Source organism: Actinoplanes sp. URMC 104, assembly GCF_051386375.1.
Classification (GTDB): Bacteria; Actinomycetota; Actinomycetes; order Mycobacteriales; family Micromonosporaceae; genus Actinoplanes.
This window is the reverse complement of the sequence record NZ_JBPQTO010000011.1, coordinates 1,968,594-1,984,707: the sequence shown is the minus strand read 5'-3', so window position 1 is coordinate 1,984,707 and position 16,114 is coordinate 1,968,594. Positions and strand designations below refer to the sequence as shown.

General features: G+C 74.0%; 13 protein-coding genes. 3 read left to right on the top strand and 10 right to left on the bottom strand.

Annotated elements, in window-relative coordinates; translation table 11 throughout:
- Positions 1–10: 10 nt before the first annotated feature.
- The 3 genes from ACSNN8_RS34930 to ACSNN8_RS34920 all read left to right on the top strand — a co-directional run bounded on the left by ACSNN8_RS34930 (position 11) and on the right by ACSNN8_RS34920 (position 3,242).
- Complete coding sequence (locus ACSNN8_RS34930; protein ID WP_436654444.1) at positions 11–892, top strand: oxidoreductase; 882 nt, start codon at positions 11–13, stop codon at positions 890–892.
- 49 nt (positions 893–941) lie between these two features.
- Positions 942–2,537, top strand: a complete 1,596-nt coding sequence (locus ACSNN8_RS34925; RefSeq protein ID WP_436654443.1) for a copper resistance CopC family protein — start codon at positions 942–944, stop codon at positions 2,535–2,537.
- A gap of 255 nt (positions 2,538–2,792) precedes the next feature.
- Positions 2,793–3,242 carry an AAA family ATPase gene (locus tag ACSNN8_RS34920; RefSeq protein ID WP_436654442.1) on the top strand — a complete coding sequence of 150 codons (450 nt, stop codon included), beginning with the start codon at positions 2,793–2,795 and terminating at the stop codon, positions 3,240–3,242.
- A gap of 275 nt (positions 3,243–3,517) precedes the next feature.
- Here the strand turns inward: ACSNN8_RS34920 and ACSNN8_RS34915 are convergent, their stop codons facing one another.
- The 10 genes from ACSNN8_RS34915 to ACSNN8_RS34870 form a co-directional block, all read right to left on the bottom strand.
- Positions 3,518–4,549, bottom strand: a complete 1,032-nt coding sequence (locus tag ACSNN8_RS34915) for a polyprenyl synthetase family protein (protein WP_436654441.1) — start codon at positions 4,547–4,549, stop codon at positions 3,518–3,520.
- Positions 4,550–4,791: 242 nt separating this feature from the next.
- The gene (locus ACSNN8_RS34910) at positions 4,792–6,144 is read right to left on the bottom strand and encodes an alkaline phosphatase family protein (protein WP_436654440.1); all 1,353 of its coding nucleotides are present in this window, start codon (positions 6,142–6,144) and stop codon (positions 4,792–4,794) included.
- Positions 6,141–7,244 (bottom strand): metabolite traffic protein EboE, encoded by a 1,104-nt coding sequence (gene eboE / locus ACSNN8_RS34905; protein ID WP_436654439.1) that lies wholly within the window; start codon positions 7,242–7,244, stop codon positions 6,141–6,143. The genes ACSNN8_RS34910 and eboE overlap by 4 nt, the downstream gene beginning before the upstream one ends.
- On the bottom strand, positions 7,244–8,095 hold the full coding sequence (locus tag ACSNN8_RS34900; RefSeq protein ID WP_436654438.1) for a TatD family hydrolase: 852 nt from the start codon (positions 8,093–8,095) through the stop codon (positions 7,244–7,246). Before ACSNN8_RS34900 ends, eboE begins: the two co-directional genes overlap by 1 nt.
- A complete protein-coding gene (locus tag ACSNN8_RS34895) occupies positions 8,095–8,634 on the bottom strand; it encodes an EboA domain-containing protein (protein ID WP_436654437.1) in 540 nt (179 codons plus the stop codon). Before ACSNN8_RS34895 ends, ACSNN8_RS34900 begins: the two co-directional genes overlap by 1 nt.
- Positions 8,631–9,434, bottom strand: coding sequence for a sugar phosphate isomerase/epimerase family protein (locus tag ACSNN8_RS34890; protein ID WP_436654436.1), 804 nt, complete (start codon positions 9,432–9,434; stop codon positions 8,631–8,633). The genes ACSNN8_RS34895 and ACSNN8_RS34890 overlap by 4 nt, the downstream gene beginning before the upstream one ends.
- Positions 9,431–10,264: an SCO3242 family prenyltransferase gene (locus ACSNN8_RS34885; protein WP_436654435.1), complete on the bottom strand. Its 834-nt coding sequence runs from the start codon at positions 10,262–10,264 to the stop codon at positions 9,431–9,433. Before ACSNN8_RS34885 ends, ACSNN8_RS34890 begins: the two co-directional genes overlap by 4 nt.
- The gene (locus ACSNN8_RS34880; RefSeq protein ID WP_436654434.1) at positions 10,251–11,384 is read right to left on the bottom strand and encodes an inositol-3-phosphate synthase; all 1,134 of its coding nucleotides are present in this window, start codon (positions 11,382–11,384) and stop codon (positions 10,251–10,253) included. The genes ACSNN8_RS34885 and ACSNN8_RS34880 overlap by 14 nt, the downstream gene beginning before the upstream one ends.
- Positions 11,385–11,395: 11 nt before the next feature.
- Positions 11,396–13,099 (bottom strand): ThuA domain-containing protein, encoded by a 1,704-nt coding sequence (locus ACSNN8_RS34875; RefSeq protein WP_436654433.1) that lies wholly within the window; start codon positions 13,097–13,099, stop codon positions 11,396–11,398.
- 68 nt (positions 13,100–13,167) lie between these two features.
- Positions 13,168–15,984 carry a PQQ-dependent sugar dehydrogenase gene (locus ACSNN8_RS34870; protein WP_436654432.1) on the bottom strand — a complete coding sequence of 939 codons (2,817 nt, stop codon included), beginning with the start codon at positions 15,982–15,984 and terminating at the stop codon, positions 13,168–13,170.
- Positions 15,985–16,114 lie beyond the last annotated feature (130 nt).

Genomic DNA, 16,114 nt, shown 5'->3' with positions numbered 1-16,114 from the left:
CGGTCGCCGCATGACCACGAACATCCCTGACCAGCGCGGCCGGGTGGCCGTCGTGACCGGCGCCAACTCCGGCCTCGGCCTCGTCACCGCCCGCGAGCTGGCCCGCGCCGGAGCCCACGTCGTGCTCGCCGTCCGCAACACCGCGGCCGGGAAGGAGGCCGCCCGCCGAATCGACGGGTCCACGGAGGTGCGCGAGCTCGACCTGGCCTCGCTCGCCTCGGTGCGCGCCTTCGCGGCCGGCTGCCGGGACGTCGACCTGCTCGTCAACAACGCGGGCCTGGTGCTGCTCGGCGGTCGGCGGACCACGGCGGACGGCTTCGAGCTGCACCTGGGCACCAACATGCTGGGCCACTTCGCGCTCACCGGGCTGCTGCTCGGCGCCCTGGCCCGCGGACGCGGGCCCCGGGTGGTGCACCTCAGCTCGATCACCCACAAGAACAAGAGCCTGGACTTCGACGACCTGATGGCCGAGCGGGGCTACAACGCCGCCCGCGCGTACGGCCTGTCGAAGCTCGCCACCACGGTCTTCGGCCTGGAACTCGACCGCCGGCTGCGGGCCGCCGGTTCGCCGGTCGTCAGCGTGCTCGCGCACCCCGGCCTCACCCGCACCAACCTGACCCCGCGAGCCTGGGAGCACCGCGGCCGGGCCGGGCGTCTGCTGGCCGCCGCCGGCCTGCTCGTCACCCAGCCCGCCGACCGCGGCGCGCTGCCCCAGCTGCACGCCGCGACCGCTCCGGGCGTCGCCGGCGGCCAGTTCTTCGGCCCGTCCGGCCCGTTCGAGACGCGCGGCCGGGTCACCGAGGTCCGCCCCAGTCGCCAGGCAGCCGACCCGGCTACCGGCAGGCGCCTGTGGGCGGCCGCCGAAGACCTGACCGGCGTCCGCTACCTGTGACGGGCTTTGGTCTCTTGCATAAAAAGATATCGATGGCTTGACTGAAAGTATGGGACTGCTGCGGCGAGGGCTTCTCGCGATCGTTGCCGGCGCCGCCGTCGTTCTCGGGGCGCCCTCGCCCGCGTCGGCCCACGGGACGCTGGCCATGTCCAACCCGGCGAACGGCGCCACGGTGACCGCGCCGGTGGGCAGCGTGGAGCTGTTCTTCACCGAGAAGGTGCCGGAGAGCGCCACCTTCGCCATCACCGCGCCGGACGGCGGGCGGGTCGACAACGGCTGGGAACACGCCTCGCCGCGGCCGCTCGACAAGCCGGTCACCGAGTACTTCATAAAGAACGGCAAGTACGAGCCGCGGCAGTACACGACCGGCTTCCCGGCGCGGGTGCGGGTCGCCCACCTGCCGGCCACGGGGGAGTACCGGGTCGACTACCGGTCGACGGCCTCCGACGGGGACGCCGTGCACGGGACGGTGACCTTCTCGTACACCGGGCCGCTGACGCCGGCGCCCGCGGGCTGGGCGCCGCCGACCGGAGCGTCGTCTGCGTCCGCGGCCGCCGCGGTGTCGTCCCCGGCCGGTGGCGGTACGCCGTGGGCGTGGCTGGGCGGCGGCGCGGCCGTGCTGGCCGTACTGGCCGCCGGGGTTCTCTGGTGGCGCCGCTCCCCGCGGCCCGCCGTGCCGGTCGTGCCGCTCGCGGTCGGCGGCGTCGTGGTGGCGTTGATCGGCGGCTACGCGCTCGGCCGGACGACAGCTCCGGAAACCCGGCCCACCGCGTACGCCGGAACCGGCCACCAGCACGGCGACGGCGGCGCGGCCACTGTGGACGCCCTCGGGACGACCGTCAGCTCCCAGGGCTACACGCTGCAGCCCGAGCGGCGCTCGCAGGCCGGATCTTCTCAGGCCGGGTCTTCGCAGGCGCAGGTCGGGTCCTCGCAGGCGCGGGCCGGATCCTCGCAGGCGCAGGCCGGGTCCTCGCAGGCGCAGGCCGGGTCCTCGCAGGCGCCGGCCGGGTCTTCGCAGGCGCCGGCCGGACCCGAGTACGCGTTCCGCATCATCGGGCCGGACGGGCAGCCGGTCACCCGCTACGCGGTCGTGCACGACAAGCCGCTGCACCTCGTGGTCGTCGGGCGCGACCTGCGCGGCTTCCAGCACCTGCACCCCACGATGGCGCCGGACGGGCGGTGGTCGGTGCCCCTGACCCTGCGGGAGCCCGGCGCGTACCGCGTCTTCGCCGACTTCACCGTGGGCGCCACCCCGCTGGTCCTCGGCGTCGACCACCACGTGCCCGGCGACGCGCGACGGGCCGAGCTGCCTGCGCCCCAGGCGATCGTCGCTGCCGGGCCGTTCTTGGTGTCGATGGAGGGCAGTCCGACGTCCGGCGCCACCGTCCCGGTCCTGTTCCGCGTCGCCCGCTCCGGCGCGCCCGGGCCGGCGGTGCTCGAGCGCTACCTCGGCTCGTACGGGCATCTGGTCGTGCTGCGCGAGGGCGACCTCGGCTACGTGCACGTCCATCCGGACGCCGAGCTCGCCGCCGGGGCCGTGCGGTTCAACGTCTCCGTCCCCGGGGCGGGGCGGTACCGGGCGTTCTTCGAGTTCCAGGTCGCCGGGAAGGTGCATCGGGCCGAGTTCACGCTCGAAGCCGACTGACCTCGGCATCTCCGGCCGTGCCGTGCTGGTCGATCTTCGGTGTGCCACCCGGACCCCCACCCACCCGGGGCAGGCTACTCCGGACCGCACCGGGGCGGCGGGTTGTCCACAGGCGGCGGACCGGGCTGTCCACAGGGGGCGGGCGGCAGTTGCGGCCGGCCGCTCCGGAGGGGCATCGTGCAGGTGCTGCTGTCACCGGCTCCAGCGGTCCCGGCCGCGAGACGCCGACGTCCGCGACGCGCCTACAGTGTCGGCGTGGCGCGGTTGTTGGTGACGGGCATGTCGGGCGCGGGCAAGAGCACCCTCCTCGAGGAGCTGGCGCGCCGCGGGCACTTCGTCGTCGACACGGACTACGACGGGTGGACGTTGCCGGACGGCACGTGGGACGAGCCGCGCATGACCGAGCTGCTCGACGGGTGCGACGAGGTCGTGGTCTCCGGGACGGTGAGCAACCAGGGGCGCTTCTCCGGCCGGTTCGACCAGGTGGTGCTCGTGAGCGCGCCGCTGGGCGTTCTTCTCGGCCGGGTCGCGGGCCGGCGGAACAACCCGTACGGGCGGACGGCGGAGCAGCGAGCCGAGATCGAGCGGCATGTGGCCGAGGTGGAACCGCTGCTGCGCCGGGGCGCCACGATCGAGCTCGACGGCCTGCGCCCGACCGCGGAGCTGGCCGACACGGTCGAGGAGCTGCTCCGGGCGCCGCTGTGAGGGGGAGACGCCGGCCGAAAAGGGCAGGTGTCGGGTCGGACGGGGAGACGCCGAGCGGAGGGAACGGGCGTCGGGTGTGAGGGGGTACCGACGGCTCGGAAGACAGGCGTCAGCTGGCGCGGTCACGGCGGCTGGAGGAACAGGACAGGCGTCAGCTGGCGCGGTCACGGCGGCTGGAGGGCAAGACGGGCGTCAGCTGGCGCGGTCACGGCGGCTGGAGGGCAGGACGGGCGTCAGGTGGTGCGGTCACGGCGGCTGAGGGGACAGGACGGGCGTCAGGTGGCGCGGTTGACGGCGGCGGTGGCCAGGTCGGTCAGGGCCTGGCGGACGGCGGGAGCGAGCGGAGCGGACGACAGCACGGTGAGGGCGGTGTCGGCGCGGACGCGGATCATCTGTTCGATCTGGTCGAGGGCGCCCGTCTCGACGATGATGGCGCGCAGCTCCTCGGCGCCCGCGGCGTCCAGGGACGGGTTGCCGAACAGGGCCGCGAGGCGGGCGGCCTGGGCGCGGGTGGCGGCGGACCGGGCGAGGGCCATCATGACGGTGGGCTTGCCCTCGCGCAGGTCGTCGAGGACGGACTTGCCGGTGACGTCGGGGTCGCCGAACACGCCCAGCACGTCGTCGCGCAGCTGGAAGGCGTCGCCGAGCGGGTCGCCGAAGTCGGCGAAGGCCGCGGTCAGGGCCCGGGGCGCGCCGGCCAGCCAGGCGCCGATCTGCAGCGGGCGGGTGACGGTGTAGCGGGCGGACTTCATGCGGATCACCGTGAGGGCGCTGGCCACCGAGCCGTCGCCGACGCCGGAGACCAGGTCTAGGTACTGGCCGGCGATCACCTCGGTGCGCATGAGCGCGAAGGCGGCGTACCCCTGGTGGATCTGCCGGGGCGGCAGGCCGCACTCGTGGAACATCTGCTCGGCCCACGCGGCGCAGAGGTCGCCGCAGAGCAGGGCGGTGTTGCGGCCGAACGCGAGCGAGTCGCCGCGCCACGAGTGCTGGGAGTGGACGGTGGCGAACGAGCGGTGCATGGAGGGCTGGCCGCGGCGGCGGTCGCTGCCGTCGATGATGTCGTCGTGGATGAGCGCGAACGCGTGGAACAGCTCGAGGGCGGCGGCCGCCTCGACGATCTGCGGGCAGTCGTCGCCTCCGCCGCCGCGCCAGCCCCAGTAGCAGAACGTGGGGCGGATGCGCTTGCCGCCGGCGAGCACGAAGCGGCGCAGCGAGTCCAGCGCGCCGCGCGGGGCGCCGTCGGGCCAGGCCGGGTCCTGCCGGTCGATGAAGCGGGCGAGCGCGGCGTCGAAGCGGTCCCGCAACCGGCGAGCATCCGGCGAGGGCCCGGCGGCGGCCGGCGAAGGCGGGGCCGGCGAAAGTGACGGCGGCAAAGGTGTGGCCCGCGAAGGTGAGGACGGCGAAGGCGAGGCCGGCGTAGGAGAGGGCGGCGGAGGCGGGGCCGGCGTAGGAGAGGGCGGCGAAGGCGGGGCCGGGGAATGCGGCGCCGCCGCCGCGAAGGCGTCCGTGGCGGGTGAGGCGTCGCGGCGGGGTGTGCGTTCCAGGGTCATGACGTCAGCCCCGCGAGCTGGAGCAGCAGGCCCTTGACGTCGGTGGCCGCGACCTCCGCCCGTACGGCGGAAGGGTCGGAACACAGCAGCACCGGCGCGTCGGCGGCGGAGGAGGGCAGCCGCCCGTGCGAGCCGCGCACGGCGCGCGCGCCCGCGTCGAGGCCGACGGGGTTCATGACGTAGCGCAGCCCCAGCTTCTTGCGGGCCACGGCGGTGATCGCGCGGCGCCGGGCGGCGGCCGGGCCGGCGGGGTCGAAGATCAGCTCCGCGGGGTCGTAGCCGGGCTTGCGGTGGATCTCGACGCTGCGGGCGAAGTCGGGCGCCGCCGCGTCGTCGAGCCAGTAGTAGTAGGTGAACCACGCGTCAGGGTCGGCCTCGAGCACCAGGTCGCCGGCCCGGGGATGGTCGAGGCCGGCCGCCGTCTTGTCCACGATGGAGCCCACGCCGGGCAGCGCGGCGCACAGCTTCGCCACGGCGGGCAGGTCGTCCGCGTTCCGCACGTACACGTGGGCGATCTGGTGGTCGGCGACGGCGAAGGCGCGCGACACCCACGGGTCGAGGTACTCCATGCCGTCCTGGACGTACACCGACAGCAGCCCCTCGGCGCGCAGCATCCGGTTGATGTCGACCGGCCGGCTGACGTCGGTGATGCCGTACTCGGACAACGCGACCACGGTCGTGTCGGGCAGGTCGAGCAGCGGCGCGAGCACCTTGTCGAGCGCGGCGGCGGCCGCGGCGGCCCGCCGCGACGACGGCCCGAACCGTTGCAGGTCGTAGTCGAGGTGCGGCACGTACACGAGCGTCAGGTCCGGCCGCCGGGTCCTCCACAGGTGCAGCGCGGCGTCGACGATCCACCGGGTGGACGGCATACCCGCGGCCGGCCCCCAATAGCTGAACAGCGGGAACGGCGGCAGCTCGTCGTGCAGCTCCGGCGGATGCGTGTAGCAGTCGGGGTCCTTGCGGCCGTCCGCGCGATAGATGGGCCGCGGCGTGATCGTCCAGTCGACCCGCGCGCCCATCGCGTACCACCAGCAGACGTTGGCCACGGTGTAGTCCGGCCGGACCTTGCGCGCGGCGTCCCACAGCTTCTCCCCGCCGACGAGCGCGTTGTGCTGCCGCCAGAGCAGGACCTCGCCGAGGTCGCGGAAGTACCAGCCGTTGCCGACGATGCCGTGCTCGGAGGGCAGCGAGCCGGTGAGGAAGGTGGACTGCACCGAACACGTCACGGCGGGCAGCACGGTGCCGAGCGGCGCCTGGAAGCCGCGCTCGGCCACGGCCCGCAGCCGCGGCATGTGGGCGAGCAGCCGCGGCGTCAGCCCGACGACGTCGAGCACCAGCAGCCGGCTCATCGGGCCGCCGCCTCGGAGACGAGCAGGTCCCGCGCGAACGCGACCTCCGCCGCGATGCCGTCGGCCAGCCCTTCGGCGTCGGCGGGCCGCAGCGACGGGGGCAGGACACCCCAGGTGTACGTCTCCACGTCGTAGTGCTCGCAGTCCGTGCGCGCGAGCACCTCCCGCAACGCCGCGCGCAGCACGGGAACCGTCGAGGTCAGCGGCTCGGCGGGCGCGGCGTGCAGCGGTACGTGGTAGTGGATGCGCCACGGCCCCGGCAGCTGCTCGGCGAGGGCCGCGTCGAGGTCGTCCGTGGCGCCCCCGAGCGACGAGCGCGTCTGGTGCAGGAACCGCGGCTCCACGTACGCCCGGAGCACGTCGGCGGCGGCGGCCGGGTCGTCGGCCTGCAGCGCCGCCGACACCTGCACCTTCACCACCGGCACGCCCGCGGCGTTGAGCCGGCTCAGCGCCGCGGACGGCTCCTCCCACGCGCACGCCAGGTGGGCCAGGTCGAGGCACACGCCCAGATAGCGCGTGTCGACGCCGGCGAGCAGCGCGGCCGCCTGGGTGGTGTTCTCGATCAGGCAGCCGGGCTCGGGCTCGAAGCCGACGCGGATCTGGCGCCCGGTGGCCGCGGCGAGGCTGTCCAGGCCGTACGCCAGCTCGTCGAGGTGCCGCATGGCCGCGCCCGACCGTGAGGTGTCCCACGGCGTGCGCCAGGCCAGCGGCAGCGACGACACCGAGCCGTACGTCGCGGTGTCCGGCATCAGGTCGGTCAGCACCGAGGCGAGGTCGAGCGTGTAGCCGAGCCGTTCCCGCGAGGTCCAATCGGGATAGTAGACGCCGAGCTTCACCACCGGCGCCTGGAACGCCTCGTACGGGAAGCCGTTGAGCGTCACCACCTCGAGGCCGCGCACGTCCAGCTCGCGGCGCAGCCGCCGCCGTTTCTGCGGCGAGGCGGCGAGCTCGGCCGCGACGGGGGCGGCCAGCCACAGCCCGAGCCCCAGCACGTCGGAGCCCAGCCGCCGCCGGATCGGCAGGGCGTACGTGTCCAGCTGCCCGATGATGCCGGCCAGGTCCTCGGCCGGGTGCACGTTGGTGCAGTAGCTCAGGTGCATCAGCTGCCTCCGCGCAGGATCGAGTTGCCGGCGAACGTCGCCGGGGTGTCCGTCGAGTCGTCCAGGGCGAGCCGGCCCGACTGCGCGTAGAACTCGACCGGGTTGCGCCAGAGCACCCGGTCGACGTCGTCGGCGGAGAAGCCGCCCGCGAGCATGGCCTCGCCGGTGCGCAGCGTGAGCAGCGGATCCGACTTGCCCCAGTCGGCGGCCGAGTTGACCAGCACCCGGGACAGGCCGTGCTCGCGCAGGATCGCCACCATCCGCTCCGGCGACATCTTCGTGTCCGGATAGATGGAGAAGCCCATCCACACCCCCGCGTCGTGCGCGGCGGCGACGGTGACCTCGTTGAGGTGGTCGAGCAGCACCCGCCCCGGCTCGATGCCGGACTCCTTGACCACGTCGAGGCTGCGCTGCGTGCCGCGGGCCTTGTCCCGGTGCGGGGTGTGCACCAGCGCGGGCAGGTCGTGGTCGAGCGCGAGCGCCAGCTGCGCCGCGAACACCTCGTCCTCGGCCGGGGTCATCGAGTCGTACCCGATCTCGCCGACCGCGACCACGCCGTCCTTCGCGAGATAGCGCGGCAGCAGGTCGAGCACCGGCCGGCAGCGCGGATCGTTGGCCTCCTTGGGGTTCAGCGCGATCGTCGCGTGGTGCCGGATGCCGAACTGCGAGGCGCGGAACGGCTCCCAGCCGATCAGCGAGTCGAAGTAGTCGGCGAACGAGCCCGGGTTGGTGCGCGGCTGGCCGAGCCAGAACGCGGGCTCCACCACCGCCCGCACCCCGGCGTCGGCCATTCGCCGGTAGTCGTCGGTGGTGCGCGAGGTCATGTGGATGTGCGGGTCGAAGATGCGCATCAGGCCTCCTTGAGCTTCTCGAGCAGGGCGAGCGCGTCCGGCGGCATGTCCCGCCCGGCCGCCTCGCGTTCACGGGCGAAGGCGCGCAGCATCTCGCCCAGCTCCGGGTCGGCGCGCTCGGTCAGCCGGTGCACCGCGGTCAGCGGCACGCCCATGAAGACGCACTTGAGCACGGCCTGGCGCCACGCCTGCTGGCCGAGACGGTCCGCGTACGGTCCCAGGGCCGCGGCCACGAGCCGGGTGTCGTTGGTGCGCAACGCGTCCTCCAGCAGCGGCACCGCGCTGTCGCCGACGTCCAGCAGCGGCAACGCCTTGAGCACGGCGAGCTTCTCGGCCGTGTCGCCGTACCGGTAGATCTCGGCTATCTCCGCGGACGGCACCGCGGCGAGCATCAGCGCGCGCGCCGCCTCGTCGGTCGTCCAGCCGTCGGTGAGCGGCTCGCGCCCGTATCGGCGGCCCGCCGCGGGGAACAGCGCCCCGACCGACCCGGGCTCCACCTCCACCGGCAGCAGCGCGCGCAGCTCCTCCAATGTGGTCACAGTGCACCTCGCAGGAATTCGAGGGATCGCGCGGCGACCGTCGGCGCCGCGTGCGAGTGCCGGGGCAGCTCCACCGAGACGAGCCCGCCGTAGTGCTTCTCGAGCGCCGCGAGCACCGGCGGGAAGTCGATCTCGCCGCCGCCGAACTCGAGGTGCTCGTGCACCCCGCGCCGCATGTCGTCGATCTGCACGTTGGCGAGGTGCCCGGCGACGGCCGCGACGCAGTCGGCCACGGGCAGCGGCTCGAGGCAGCGGCAGTGCCCGATGTCGAGCGTGATGCCGAAGTGGGCGGGCCGGCCGAGGTCGTGGTGCAGGCGCCGCCACGCGGCGATGTCGTCGACGAGCATGCCGGGCTCGGGCTCGAAGCCGAGCGTGACCCGGTGCGAGGCGGCGAACTCGGCGATCTGCCCGCACCCGTCGACCAGCCGCTCCCAGCCCTCGGGCGGCCCGATGCCGGCCCAGAACGACACGGCCTCGGCGCCCAGGTCGGCCCCGACCCGCACGGCCCGGCGCAGGTACTCCAGCCGCTTGGCGTTGTCGTCGTCCATCAGCGTGGGGGAGTGCTTGCGCCACGGGTCGAGCAGGTAGCGGGCCCCGGTCTCGATGACCACGGCCAGGTTGCGCCGGGCGAGCTCGGCGGCCACGGCGGACGTGCGCCGCGCCAGCCCGCCGTCGAACGGGTCGAGGTGGTTGGTGTCGAGGGTGAGCGCGACCCCGTCGTACCCGAGGCCGGCGATGACCGCGAGCGCCTCGGGCAGCCGGTGGTTGGCGAACCCGTTGGTTCCGTAGCCGAACCTCATGTGGGCGACACCTTCCGCGCGAGGCGCCGGCCGAGCGGCGCGGCCAGGGCGACCGCCGTCGCGTACGCGGGGAAGCCCGCCCGCGCCGCGAGGGCTGCCTGCAGCGTGGGCAGGTCGGTGATGCCGGCGCCGACCGCCGCGCGCAGGCGCTCCGGCGAGGGGTCGGCCGCCGCGCGGGCCTGCGCCAGCCCGTAGCCGGCCGCGTACCAGGCCGCCAGCAGCGCACCGGGTCCCTTCCGCGCGGCCGCGGCGGCCACCGCGACGGTCCCGGCCAGCGTCGTGAGCGGGAGCGCCGGGGTGGCCCCCTCGACCTCACGGCGCGAGAGCACGGTGACCGTGTAGGTGTGCGCCGCAACGGTCAGCGCGGCCGGGACGGCCTGCCGCATCCGGCCGCCGCTGGCGCCGAGCAGCACGTCGAGCCCCCGGCACGCGGCCATCGTTGCCGGGCCCGCCGCCGTGTTCTTCGCCCGGACGTCGTACGCCCAGACCGCGCCCGCGAGCGGCACCGCCACGGCCAGCGCCCGCCGCCCGCCGGCCAGCGCGGCCAGCCCGACTCCGGCCGCGGTCAGCCCCGCCGCCGTGAGCAGCGCGTGCGACGGCCGCACCCGCCCGGACGGGATGGGCCGCCGCGGTCGTTCGCGGGCGTCGACCTCGCGGTCCGCCCAGTCGTTGGCGGCCATCCCGCCCCAGTACAGGCACACCGAGGCCGCCGCCAGCCCCGGGGTCGACCGGCCCGGTCCGCCGCCCGCCGCCGCCCCGGCCACCGTGTCGCCGGGCACCGACAGCGCGGCCGGCGCCCGCACCAGCTCGGCGAGGTCACGCAGGCGCATGGAGCCCCCGTACGAAGCCGGCGAGCGCCGCCCACTGCCCGGCCAGGTCGTGCGGCACGTCGCCCAGCGGGTCCTTGAAGAAGAACGCGAGCTCGGTCAGCGGACCGCTGCGCCCGGCGGCGTGGGCGGCGGCGGTGATCCGGGCGAGGTCGAGTACGAGCGGCGCGGCGAGCGCGGAGTCGCAGCCGTGCCAGGAGAACTCCATCCGCATGCGGGTGCCGAGGAAGCCGCTGAACGTGACGAGGTCCCACGCGGTCTTGAAGTCGCCGATGTCGTCCACGTACTCGATGTGGGTGCTGCCCTGCGGCTGGTAGCCGAGCGTCTCGGCCAGCACCCGCTGCTTGCTCGACGCCTTGGCGGCGTTGCGGGCGGGGTCGGCCAGGTTCGCGCCGTCGCCGCCGCCGAGCAGGTTGGTGCCCGACCACGTGCGCACGCGCAGGTTGCGCATCGCGAACATGGGCGCGAGCACGGATTTCACGAGCGTCTCGCCGGTCTTGCCGTCGTGCCCGGCGTACGGCAGTCCGGCCCGCGCGGCGAGCTCGCGCAGCGCGGGCAGGCGCGCCCCGGTCGACGGCGTGAAGTCCACGTACGGGCATCCGGCGGTGAACGCCGCGTACGCGTAGAGGGAGCTCGGCGGCAGGACCACTCCCGGCGACGCCAGGTCGTCCTGCAGCCCCGCCAGCGGCCGGTCGCAGGAGAACAGGGGCTCGGTGGACGAGACGTTCACGACCACCACCCGCGACAGCCCCCGTTGCCGGCGGAAGTCGTCGATGTCCTGGGCGATCAGCCGCGTCACCTCGAGCTGGGTGGCGGCCACCGGCACCGGCCGCAGCTCCTTCTGCAGCGCCGGGAGCTGGTCGGCGACGGCCGCGGCCGGGCGTGCGGGCAGCACGCCGGCCGCGACCAGGTCCTCGACCTTCTTCTCGAGCGTGATGTCGCTGATGTCGTGGCCGCCGAACACCAGCTCGCCCCAGCCGGGCAGCGCCGCCCCGGCCAGCTGCGGCAGCTCGGTGACGCAGCCGAGCGGCTCGGCGAGCCCGGCGCGCAGTGCGGTGGCCCCCACCATGCTGGTCACCGCCACGGATCCTCGTGCCCCGATCAACCACACGCCGGTCGTCATCCGAACCCCTCTCAGTTGCCGTACACCTCGAAGTTGAAGAGCGAGTAGCCCCACGGCGTGCCGCGACTGGTGCCGAGCACCCGCACGTAGCGGCCCTGGGCGCTCAGGCCGGTGAGGTCGTCCTCGCCGCCGTTGCCGCCGGTCACCGACCGGGCGGTGGTCCAGGCGCTGCCGTCCGCCGAGGTCTGGATCTGGTACGCCGAGCCGTACGCGGCCTCCCACAGCAGCCGCACCCGGCTGATCGCACGGGTGGCGCCCAGGTCGACCTGGATCCACTGCGGGTCGCTGAACGCGCTGGACCAGCGGGTGGTCGCCGACGCGTCCACGGCGTTCGCGGCCGGGTAGGAGGCGTTCTCGACGCTGGAGGCGGTGGCCGGCCGGTTGAGCGCGAGGTTGGTGACCGGCTGCTGCCCACCCAGCTCCCTGATGCGCACGTTGCGGAACGCGGCGGTGTCGCCGGCGCCGTGGTTCTGCAGTCCGATGTAGCCGTCGAGGTTGCGCGCCGGGTCGGTGCTGGTGAAGTCGTTGATCAGCCGCCCGTTGAGGTACACCCGGATCCGCTGGCCCTCGACGAGCAGCTCGTACGTGTTCCACTCGCCCGGCGGGTTGAGCGCGGCGTCGCGGGCGGCCAGGTCGGCGGACTGGAACGTGTAGATCGCGCCGGTGGTGCGGTCGGCCGCGTCGGTGGCGTCGATCTGCACCTCGTAGCCCTGGTTGACGGCCACCCACGGGTCGTTGCCGGGGTTGGGGAAGCCGACGAAGATGCCCGAGTTGCTGTCGCCGGTCAGCCGCCAGTCGGCCTTGAGCGAGTACGAGGTGAACTGCTTGGCCGAGTACCACAGCAGGCCCATGCCGCCGACGGAGGTGAGCGTCGCGTCGGTGTTGGTGAAGCTGCCCGGCCCGGCCTGGGTCCAGCCGGTGGTGCTGCCGTTGTAGAGCGGCGTGTATCCGGTCTCGGGCCGGCAGTCGGCCTTGGCGCGGTTCGCCGCGTACCGCAGCCCGCCCAGCAGGTGGCCGCGGAAGTTCGCCTCGGCGTACGACTCCTGGGTGTGCCCGAAGCCGGTGTACCAGGACCGGCCGGCGTCGATCGTCCTGCACCAGGCGATCGGGTGGTCGGCGCCCATCGTGCCGCCCGAGTACGTCGACTCGTCGAGCGTGGCCAGCACGTGCGCGCTGCCGCGCGGGTTGCTCCGGTAGTTGTAGAGCTCGTCGGTGCGCGGCCACGCCTGCGGCAGGTGTGCCGTGCTCGCGTGGGCCCGGTCCTCGACCCGCGCGGTGACCGGCTGGATCGCCGGGTGCGAGGCGAAGTACGCGCCGACGAGCTGCCCGTAGAAGGGCCACGAGTACTCGGTGTCGGCCGCCGCGTGCACGCCGACGTAGCCGCCGCCGCCTCGGACGTACGCCTCGAAGGCCGTCTGCTGCGCGTCGCCGAGCACGTCGCCGGTGGTGTTGAGGAAGACCACGACCTCGTACTGGGCGAGGTTGCCCGCGGTGAACGCGGCCGCGTCCTCGGTGGCGGTCACCGTGAAGTTGTTCGCCGCGCCCAGCTCGCGGATCGTCCGGATGCCGGCCGGGATCGCGTCGTGCCGGAAGCCCGCGGTCCTGGAGAAGACGAGAACGTCGTACGGGGCGTCCGCGGCGTTCGCGGGGGACGCCGTGAACGTGCAGGCGGCGAGCGCGACCAGGGTGGCCGCGCCGGCCAGGAGCTTGCGCATGAGACCTCCAGTGCTGGGGAGGTGGGCGCCCGCTCGGGGGGACGGGCGCCCACGCTCGCGAGGAAGGATCAGGTGCCGTACACCTCGAAGCCGAAGAGCGAGTAGCCCCAGGCGGTGGCCCGGGCGGTGCCGTTGATGCGCACGTAGCGGGCCTGCGCGTTCAGTCCCGTGTTGTCGTCCTCCCCGCCGTTGCCGCCGGTGATCGAGCGGACCGTCGTCCACGTGGTGGCGTCGGCCGACGTCTGGATCTGGTACGCCGAGCCGTAGGCCGCCTCCCACAGCAGCCGCACGCGGGAGACCGTCTTGGTGGCGCCCAGGTCCACCTGGATCCACTGTGGGTCGCTGAACGCGCTGGACCACCGGGTTGTCGTCGATCCGTCCACCGCGGCAGAGGCCGGATAGGTGGCCGACTCGACGCTCGACGCCGTCGCGGGGCGGTTCAGCGAGAGCAGGGCGGAGGTGGCGAAGGTGAAGCTGTCCACGTCGAAGAGCGCGCCGGTGCCCGTCCCCGCGAAGGTCAGGTACAGCGACGTGGTGGCCGCGGGCGCCCCGCTGACCGTGCCGGTGACGTTGACGAACGTGTCCCACGAGCCGGTCGGCGCCACCGTGGCCGAGCCGATCACCGTGCCGGTCGGCGAGCCGGTGCGCAGCTGCAACGTGCCGCCGGTGCCCGCCGACGACACCCGCGCGGTGAACGAGGTCGCGTCGTCCAGCCGGTAGGGGTCGAACTGGATCCAGTCGCCGTTGGTGATGTCGCCGACGGTCTGCCCGCCCTCGGCCGAGGTCTTGGTGAAGCGGCTGACGCCGGACGAGGTCTTGTAGTGCTCGGCCTGCCGCTTGCGCGGCTGCAGGATGTGCTGGGCGTGGGTGGTCAGGCCGCCCCTGTCGGTGTACGCCGCGTCGAAGATCGGGAAGATGTTCGCCGCGTCGTCGTGCTCGCCGTCGGTGGGGATCGTGATCGTGCCGGAGCAGCCGGTCTGCGAGGTGATCTGGTGCGCGTGCTGATCGTGACCCAGGACGTACGCCATGGTCACCTTCGAGCAGTCGACCGTGCCGTCCTCCGGGTCGGTGACCGTGACGCTCCACGGCACGCTGTCGCCGAACGACACGAGCTGCCCGGCCGCGGGCGCGGTGATGGTCACCTTCGGGGCGGTGTTGCCGACGGTGACGGTCACGCTCGCCGTGCCGGTCGCGCCCTGCGGGTCCCGGACGGTCAGCGTCGCCGTGTACGTGCCGTTGGTGGCGTACGTCTTGCTCGGGTTCGCGGCGGTCGAGGTGGTGCCGTCGCCGAACGCCCACGAGTACGTCAGCGCTCCGCCCTCGGGATCGCTGCTGCCCGCCGACGAGAACGCCACGGTCAGCGGCGCGGCGCCGGAGGTCGGGTTCGCCGCCGCCGCGGCGGTGGGCGCGCGGTTGCCGCCGGCCACGTAGTCGTAGCGGTAGAGCGCCGAGTTGGCGTCGCCGTTGAAGTAGCCGGTGCCGTAGTCGAGGACGTAGAGCGCCCCGTCCGGCCCGAACGCGGAGTCCATCACCTGCTTGCCGTTCCACGGGAACGTGTCGATCGCGCCTCGCGTGCCGTCGGCGCCGACGACGATCGGCTTGATCCAGCCGCGGCCGAACTCGGCGGCGAAGAACTGCCCGTCGAAGCTCTGCGGGAACTTCGTGGCGGACGGGTTGCTCGGGCTGTAGCGGTAGACCGGGCCGGCCATCGGCGACTCCGAGCCGCCGCCGAACTCCGGTGGCGTGCCCGCGTCACCGGCGTACCGGATCCAGGCGGGCTGGGCCGGCGGCAGCGTGCGCAGCCCGGTGTTGCGGAACGAGTTGTTGGCCGGCCCGCCGGCGCAGTTGTACTTCGCGCCGCTCGCCCCGGTGGCGAAGTCCCACTCGTTGTAGGTCTCCGCGGTCGTGTTCGTGCCCGTGCAGTACGGCCAGCCGAAGTTGCCGGGCGCGGTGACCCGGTCGAACTCGACCTGCCCGGACGGGCCGCGCGTGGCCGACGTGGTGCCCGCGTCCGGGCCGTAGTCGCCCACGTGGACCGCGCCGGTGGCCTTGTCGACGCTGATCCGGAACGGGTTGCGGAAGCCCATCGCGTAGATCTCGGGCCGGGTGTTCGCGGTGCCGGGCGGGAACAGGTTGCCCGCCGGGATCGCGTACGTCCCGTTGGCGTTGACCTTGATGCGCAGGATCTTGCCGCGCAGGTCGTTGGTGTTGGCCGCGGTGCGCTGCGCGTCGTAGACCGGGTTGCGCTCGGTGCGCTCGTCGATGGGGGAGTAGCCCGCCGAGTCGAACGGGTTGGAGTCGTCGCCGGTCGACAGGTAGAGGTTGCCGGCCGCGTCGAAGTCCATGTCGCCGCCGACGTGGCAGCACATGCCGCGGTCGGTCGGCACGTCCAGCACGTCGACCCGGCTGGCGGTGTTGACCGTGTAGTCGGCGTTGAGTGTGAACCGCGACAGCCGGTTGACGCCCGCCCAGGTGGCCCACGTGGCCGCCGTGCCGGTGGCCGGGGCGTCGCCGGCCGGGGTGCTCAGCGGCGGGGCGTAGAACAGGTAGATGTGCCGGTTGGTGGCGAAGCCCGGGTCGACGGCCACGCCCTGCAGGCCCTCCTCGTCGTGGGTGTAGACGGGGATCGTCGCCACCACCGTCGTGGCGCCGGCGGCGTCGGTGCGCCGCAGCGTGCCGTTGCGGGCGGTGTGCAGCACCGAGCGGTCGGGCAGCACCGCGAGGCTCATCGGCTCGCCCGTCTCGGCGACGCCCTTGGCGAGCGTCACCTGCTGGAAGTCGGCCGGATCGATAACCGCGGCGGCGGGGGAGGCCAGGCCGGCCACCGTCAGCAGGGCCGCCGCGGAGATCGCCGTACATCGATGTCTGAGGGTCTGGTGGTTCACGGGGTCCCTTCCTGACGTGGGGTGCCAGGCGGGGGCGCGTGTCGCCGCGCCGCAGCCGGGGATTGCTGTGGCTCCGGGCCCGGCTCCGGCCGTCCGTGGGGGAGCGGACATCAGCCGGAAACAAACCCGT

What these genes read in the sequence shown, in the direction of transcription:
- ACSNN8_RS34930 (WP_436654444.1), top strand. Translation starts at nt 11, where the DNA reads ATGACCACGAACATCCCTGACCAGCGCGGCCGGGTGGCCGTCGTGACC.
- ACSNN8_RS34925 (WP_436654443.1), top strand. Translation starts at nt 942, where the DNA reads ATGGGACTGCTGCGGCGAGGGCTTCTCGCGATCGTTGCCGGCGCCGCC.
- ACSNN8_RS34910 (WP_436654440.1), bottom strand. Translation starts at nt 6,144, where the DNA reads ATGAGCCGGCTGCTGGTGCTCGACGTCGTCGGGCTGACGCCGCGGCTG.
- eboE (WP_436654439.1), bottom strand. Translation starts at nt 7,244, where the DNA reads ATGCACCTGAGCTACTGCACCAACGTGCACCCGGCCGAGGACCTGGCC.
- ACSNN8_RS34900 (WP_436654438.1), bottom strand. Translation starts at nt 8,095, where the DNA reads ATGCGCATCTTCGACCCGCACATCCACATGACCTCGCGCACCACCGAC.
- ACSNN8_RS34890 (WP_436654436.1), bottom strand. Translation starts at nt 9,434, where the DNA reads ATGAGGTTCGGCTACGGAACCAACGGGTTCGCCAACCACCGGCTGCCC.
- ACSNN8_RS34885 (WP_436654435.1), bottom strand. Translation starts at nt 10,264, where the DNA reads ATGCGCCTGCGTGACCTCGCCGAGCTGGTGCGGGCGCCGGCCGCGCTG.
- ACSNN8_RS34880 (WP_436654434.1), bottom strand. Translation starts at nt 11,384, where the DNA reads ATGACGACCGGCGTGTGGTTGATCGGGGCACGAGGATCCGTGGCGGTG.
- ACSNN8_RS34875 (WP_436654433.1), bottom strand. Translation starts at nt 13,099, where the DNA reads ATGCGCAAGCTCCTGGCCGGCGCGGCCACCCTGGTCGCGCTCGCCGCC.